This window comes from Streptomyces sp. NPDC059080 (assembly GCF_042739975.1).
Taxonomy (GTDB): Bacteria; Actinomycetota; Actinomycetes; order Streptomycetales; family Streptomycetaceae; genus Streptomyces; species Streptomyces benahoarensis.
This window is the reverse complement of record NZ_JBHYGX010000007.1, coordinates 51,106-58,058: the sequence shown is the minus strand read 5'-3', so window position 1 is coordinate 58,058 and position 6,953 is coordinate 51,106. Positions and strand designations below refer to the sequence as shown.

Here is a 6,953-nt window from a genome sequence, read left to right as displayed (position 1 = left end):
CCGGCCCCCCGCCCCCGCGGCGCCCCCCCGCCGCGGGGGGGCGCGCGGCCCCCCCCGGGGGGGCCGCGCTATCCCCGCCGGCCCCCGGCCCCCTCCCGGACCGCCAGCCCGAGCCCGCCGGGCGGTTCCGCTCCCCGGAGCGGTGCCAACCGGCTTGCCAGGACGGATGTTTCACGTGAAACCCATCGACCCGCGCCTGATCCGTCACGCCCGCGCCACCCGCGGATTCCTCGTCGCCGTGGTGCTCCTCGGGCTGGCCGGCGCGGGCCTCGTCATCGGCCAGGCGATGCTCATCGCCGAGATCGTGGTCGGCGCCTTCCAGCAGGGCCGCGACCTCGGTGACCTGGCCGTTCCGGTCGCGCTGCTCGCCGCCGTCTCCGCCGGACGCGGGCTGGTCTCCTGGCTCACCGAACTCGCCGCGCACCGGGCGAGCGCCGCGGTCAAGTCCGAGCTGCGGAACCGGCTGGTGGAACGGGCGGCGCTGCTCGGTCCGGGCGCGCCCACGCGGCATACCGGCGGCGACGGTTCTGCGGAACCGGCGCCGGAGCCCGTGACGGAAGGCGGCGAAGCGCGGGGCGCGGACGGTGCCGAGCGGCGCACCGGGGAACTCGCCACCCTCGCCACCCGCGGTATCGACGCGCTGGACGACTACTTCGCCCGCTATCTGCCGCAGCTCGGCCTCGCCGTCGTCGTGCCCGTCGCCGTGCTGGCGCGGATCGTCACCGGCGACTGGATCTCCGCGCTGACCATCGTCGTCACGCTGCCGCTGATCCCGCTGTTCATGGTCCTCATTGGCTGGGCCACCCAGGCGCGGATGGACCGGCAGTGGCGGCTGCTGTCCCGGCTCTCCGGCCACTTCCTCGACGTCGTCGAGGGCCTGCCGACGCTGAAGGTCTTCGGCCGGGCCAAGGCCCAGGCCACCGCCATCCGCACGCTGACCGGCACCTATCGCCGCGCCACCCTGCGCACCCTGCGGATCGCGTTCCTCTCCTCCTTCGCGCTGGAACTCCTCGCCACCCTCTCCGTCGCGCTGGTCGCCGTCGGCATCGGCATGCGGCTGGTCCATGGCGAACTCGACCTGACCACCGGGCTGATGGTGCTGATCCTGGCGCCCGAGGCATATCTGCCGCTGCGGCAGGTGGGCGCGCAGTACCACGCGGCGGCGGAGGGCCTGGCGGCCGCCGAGGAGATCTTCGCCGTCCTGGAGACGCCGTTGCCGCCCGCCGGGACGGCTCCGCCGCCCGCCGGTACCGCGCTGACCGTCGACGGCCTCGTCGTCCGCCACCCGGGGCGCCGGACCCCGTCGCTCCCGGCGACGTCGTTCGAGGTGCGGGAGGGCGAGACGGTCGCCCTGACCGGCCCGTCCGGCGCCGGGAAGTCCACCCTGCTGAGTGTCGTCCTCGGCTTCACCGCGCCGTCCGGCGGCCGGGTCCTCGTCGACGGCACCGACCTCGCCACCCTCGCCCCCGACGCCTGGCGCGCCCGGATCGCCTGGGTGCCGCAGCAGCCGCACCTCTTTGCCGGGACGCTCGCGGAGAACGTCCGGCTGGCGCGCCCGGACGCCGACGACGCGGCGCTGCGCCGGGCACTGCGGGACGCGGGCGCGCTCGGCTTCGTCGACGCACTCCCGGACGGCGCCGCCACCCGTATCGGCGAGTCCGGCGCGGGTCTCTCCGCAGGTCAGCGGCAGCGCATCGGACTGGCCCGGGCATTCCTCGCCGACCGGCCGGTCCTGCTCCTGGACGAGCCGACCGCGAACCTGGACGGCACGACGGAGGCGGCCGTCGTCGACGCGGTCCGCCGCCTGGCCGCCGGACGGACGGTGCTGCTCGTCGTCCACCGCCCGGCGCTGCTGGCGGTGGCGGACCGGGTGGTGCGGCTACCGGATCCGGAAGCCGATGCGGCGGAGGCCGAGGGGGCGGCCCTGCGGCGGGAGCCCGGCGCGGCGGCGCGGGCGGCGGCCCCGGCGGACGCCTCCGGGGACGCGGCGGCACCGGACGACTCGGGCAGCCCGGACCCGCACCCCTCCGGCGGCTCCGCCCTCGCCCGGCTGCGGCGGATGGCGCGGGTGCGCCGGGGACGGTTCGCGCTGGCGCTGCTGCTCGGCAGCCTCGCGCTGGGCAGCGCGATCGGCCTGATGGCGACGTCCGGCTGGCTGATCTCCCGGGCCTCGGAGCAGCCCCCGGTGCTCTATCTGATGGTGGCGGTCACCGCGACCCGCGCCTTCGGCATCGGCCGCGCCGTGTTCCGTTACGCGGAGCGGCTGGTGGCGCACGACGCGGTGTTCCGGATGCTCGCCGACGTACGGGTGGCGGTCTACCGGCGGCTGGAGCGGCTGGCGCCCGCCGGGCTGCGGGAGCGGCGCCGCGGCGATCTGCTCTCCCGGCTGGTCGCCGACGTCGACGCCGTGCAGGACCACTTCCTGCGCTGGCTGCTCCCGGTCGGGGCAGCCGTGGTGGCCGGCGTGGGCGCCGTCGGCTTCACCGCCTGGCTGCTGCCGGAAGCGGGCGCTGTGCTCGCCGCCGGGCTGCTGCTCGCCGGGGCCGGGGTGCCGCTGCTGTCGGCCGCGCTGTCCCGGCGCGCCGAACACCGCCTGGCCCCGGCCCGCGGCACCCTCGCCACCCGCGTCGTCGACCTGCTCACCGGCACCGCCGAGCTGACCGTCGCAGGCGCGCTCGCCTCCCGTACCGCGTCGGTGAAGGACGCGGACAGGGAGCTGACCCGGATCGCGTCCCGCTCCGCGCGGGCCGCAGGTGCCGGCGCCGGACTGTCGGCGCTGCTGAGCGGGCTGACCGTCACCGCCTCCGCGCTGCTGGGCGTGCAGGCGGTGCACGCCGGGCGGCTGGACGGCGTCGCCCTCGCCGTCGTGGTGCTGACACCGCTGGCCGCCTTCGAGGCGGTGGCCGGGCTGCCGCTCGCCGCGCAGTACCGGCTGCGGACCCGGCGCGCCGCCGAGCGGGTCTTCGAGGTGCTGGACGCGCCCGCGCCGGTCCGCGAGCCAAAGGCGCCGAAGACCGCGCCGGACGCGCCGTTCCCGCTGATCGTGCGGGGGCTGACGGCGCGCCACCAGGGGCAGGCGGCACCGGCGCTGGACGGGGTCGGTTTCACGTTGAACGCCGGGCGGCGGCTCGCGGTCGTCGGGCCGTCCGGTTCCGGCAAGACCACGCTGGCGCAGGTGCTGCTGCGGTTCCTGGACCGCGAGGCGGGCGCGTACACACTGGCCGGGACGGACGCCGCGGACCTGGACGGCGACGCGGTGCGGCGGCTCGTCGGGCTCTGCGCGCAGGACGCGCACGTCTTCGACAGCTCGCTGCGGGAGAACCTCCGGCTCGCCGCACCGGAGGTGACCGGCGACGACGACCTGTGGGAGGCGCTGGAACGGGCCCGGCTCGCCACGTGGGTGCGGTCCCTGCCCGACGGGCTCGACACGATGGTCGGCGAGCACGGCGCCCGCCTTTCGGGTGGCCAGCTCCGCCGGCTGGCGCTGGCCCGCGCGCTGCTGGCCGACTTCCCCGTCCTCGTCCTGGACGAGCCCGCCGAGCATCTGGACCTGGCGACCGCCGACGCGCTCACCGCCGATCTGCTGGCCGCGACGGAGGGCCGCACCACGGTCCTGATCACCCACCGGCTCACCGGCCTCGATGCGGTCGACGAGATCGTGGTGCTGGCGGACGGCCGCCCCGTCCAGCACGGCGGTTACGCGGAGCTGGCCGCGGCGGACGGCCCGTTCCGCCGGATGCTGGAGCGCGAACGGTCGGTGGACGCGGTGTACGGTGCCGGGTCCGTACCGGGCCCGGAGGGGCGCGAGGCCGTGGCGGGGGCGGCGCGCGGGTAGGCGAACGCGCCCCTGCCCACCCGGGGGCGCCCGCCTGGGACGTACCGGACTCGGGCGCGGGTCACCGATTACCGGCACCATCCGGCACCGCAAACGCCCACAAACCAGCCCGTATTAGGCTCTGGGTATGGCAGCCACCGAAGGGCCTTCCGTACCGCAGGACACCGGGCATCCGGGGGCGGACACCGACGCGTTGCAGGCCGCCACCGAGGCGACCCGCAGCCTTCAGGGGCTCTCCGCGGAGCTGACCGCGCGGGTACCGCGGCTGATGGAGGCGATGCGTACCGTCGGCGCCGGACTCGACCTGCACGTCACCCTCGACCGCATCGTGCAGACCGCCGCCGAACTCGCCGACGCCCGGTACGCCGCGATCGGCATCATCGACGAGGCGCGCGAGGGCCTGTCGGACTTCGTGACGTACGGCGTGACCGCGGAGGACCGGCGGCGCATCGGCGCGCTGCCCGACGGCCACAAGGGCCTGCTCGGCGCGCTCATCCACGACCCCCAGGCGGTGCGGCTGGCCGACCTCACCCGGGACCCCCGCTCGTGCGGCTTCCCCCCGGGGCACCCGCCGATGCGGACGTTCCTGGGGGTGCCGATCCGCGTCCAGCACGAGATCTTCGGCAACCTCTACCTGACGGAGAAGCGCGGCGGCGGCGAGTTCAGCGAGGAGGACCTGCACATGGTGCGGGTCCTCGCCACCGAGGCGGGCATCGCCATCGGCAACGCCCGCCTCTACGCCGCGACCCGGCAGCGGGAGCACTGGATCGACGGTTCCGTCGCCGTCACCACCGAACTGCTCAAGGGCAGCGACGTCGACGACGCGCTCGCCGTCGTCGCCGAACAGGCCCGACGGCTGGCGGATTCGGCGGCCGGGATCGTGCTGCTGCCCGACGAGGACGGCGGCCTGGAGATCGTCGCGGTGTCGGCGGACGACCCGGTCGGCATCATCGGGACGCAGATCCCGCCGGACAGCCCCGTGGCGGAGCAACTGCTGGCCGGGGAACCGCTGTTCCTCGACGATTCGGCGACCGACCCGAGGATGGTCACCCCTCTGGCATCGCGGTTCGGGCCGAGCATGATGCTGCCCCTCAAGAGCGACGGCCGGGTCCTGGGCACCCTCGCCACCCCCAGGGCGCGCGGCGCCCGTCCCTTCACCGCGGCGGAGCGCACCCTGGCCACGCAGTTCGCCGCGCAGGCGGCGCTGGCCCTGGTCCTCGCCGACGCCCAGCGCGACCGGGCCCGGCTCGCCGTCTACGAGGACCGCGACCGCATCGCCCGCGACCTCCACGACCTGGTCATCCAGCGGCTGTTCGCCACCGGGATGCTGCTGGAGAGCGCCCAGCGGCGGGCCGTGGTGCCCGAGGTGAAGGAGAACATGGCCAAGGCCGTCGACGAGCTGGACGTGACGATCCAGGAGATCCGGACGGCGATCTTCGCGCTCCAGCAGGAGCCCACCGAGGCGCCGTCCGGGCTGCGCACCCGGGTGCTGCGGGAGATCGGCACGGCCGCCGTCCCGCTGGGCTTCCGCCCGTCGGCGTCGTTCATCGGCCCCGTCGACGCGCGGGTCGGCGAGCTGACCGGCAAGAACCTCATCGCCGCGGTCCGCGAGGCGCTGTCGAACGCGTTCCGGCACGCCCGGGCGGCGCGGATCGAGGTCGTCGTCGACGCGACGGTGACGCTCCCCGACGGCACGGACGGCGTCCGGCTGACCGTCTCCGACGACGGCATCGGCATCCCCGCGGACGGCCGCCGCAGCGGCCTTCGCAACCTCGCCAAGCGCGCCGAGGCGCTGGGCGGATCGAGCACGCACGGCCCTGGGATCGGGCCGGACGGCAGGGGGACGACGGTGGTGTGGGAGGCACCGTTGTGAGGCGGGCGCCTCCGGTGACCGGCGCGCGGCTCAGGGGCGTGCGCCGGGCCGGGCGGGGGCGCGCAACGGCTGGCGTGCGCCGCCTCCGCCGTCGGCGAATCCTAGGCGCCCAGCAGCCGTTCGATCACCGCCGCCACACCGTCCTCGTTGTTGGAGGCGGTACGGCCGGTGGTGACGGCGAGGACGTCGGGGTGGGCGTTGGCCATGGCGTACGAGATGCCCGCCCAGGCCAGCATCTCCATGTCGTTGGGCATGTCCCCGAAGGCGGTGACCTCCTCCGGGGCGATACCGCGTTCCGCACAACACCGGGCGAGCGTCCCGGCCTTGCTCACCCCGGGGCCGCTGATCTCCAGCAAGGCGGTGGGGCTGGACCGGGTGATCGAGGCGAGCGTCCCGGCGGTCCGCCGCGCCAGCGCGAGGAACGCGTCCGGCTCCCACTCGTGGTGGTGCGCGAGCAGCTTGAGCACGGGCTGCCCCGGGCCCGCCGTGGGGATCTCACCCGCGACGACCCCGGGCGCCGAGGCCCCCGGAACGACGCTCACGGTACGGGGCGGACCGGCGTCCGGCGCTTCCATGGGGACGGCGCCCTGAGCACCCACCGGGACGGCGCCCGGAGCACCCACCGGGACGGCATCCCTCGCTCCCAGGGGCGCGGCGATCACCTCGTCCCCCGCGCCCAGGGTGGTGGGGGCGGGCCCCGGCGGCGGGTCGAAGTCGTCGGCGAGCAGCTTCTCCGCCGGGGCGGTGACGGCCGCCGGATCGCGCTGGAACGGCGGATAGTGCGGCTCGTAGTGGATTCCGCCGGTCCGCTCGACCGCGAACGACGTGCCGGGCGCGGCGGACCGCAGTGCCTCCACGACCTCCCGCGCGGCCGCCAGCGGCAACGGGCTGACCTCGACGAACCGGCGCCCCCGGTGCAGATCGACGACGGCCGCACCGTTCGCACAGATCGCCAGACCGTGCCCGTGGACATGAGCGCTGACCACATCCATCCACCGGGCCGGCCGCCCGGTGACGAAGAAGACGTCGACCCCGGCCCGTTCGGCGGCGGCGAGCGCGGCGATCGTCCGCTCCGAGACCGTCTTGTCGTCGTGCAGCAACGTCCCGTCGAGATCGGTCGCGATCAGCCGGGGCAGGGCGCCCGTCACAGAGGCTCGGGGAGGCGTCGCAGAGGTCACCGGGCCATCTTCGCGCACGGGGCGGCGGGGGGAACCCCTGGGGCGGGGGGCTTTCCGAGGTAGGGGT

General features: G+C 75.9%; 3 protein-coding genes. 2 read left to right on the top strand and 1 reads right to left on the bottom strand.

The annotated features are described in order from the left end of the window. Positions 1-166 precede the first annotated feature (166 nt). On the top strand, positions 167-3,835 hold the full coding sequence (gene cydD, locus ACFWWQ_RS07715; protein ID WP_384591783.1) for a thiol reductant ABC exporter subunit CydD: 3,669 nt from the start codon (positions 167-169) through the stop codon (positions 3,833-3,835). Between the two features lie 127 nt (positions 3,836-3,962). After that, the gene (locus ACFWWQ_RS07710) at positions 3,963-5,708 is read left to right on the top strand and encodes a GAF domain-containing sensor histidine kinase (protein ID WP_384591780.1); all 1,746 of its coding nucleotides are present in this window, start codon (positions 3,963-3,965) and stop codon (positions 5,706-5,708) included. A 101-nt stretch (positions 5,709-5,809) separates the two neighbouring features. On the opposite strand, the gene ACFWWQ_RS07705 is transcribed toward ACFWWQ_RS07710, so the two are convergent. After that, complete coding sequence (locus tag ACFWWQ_RS07705) at positions 5,810-6,886, bottom strand: HAD hydrolase family protein (protein WP_384591777.1); 1,077 nt, start codon at positions 6,884-6,886, stop codon at positions 5,810-5,812. Between the last annotated feature and the right edge of the window lie 67 nt (positions 6,887-6,953).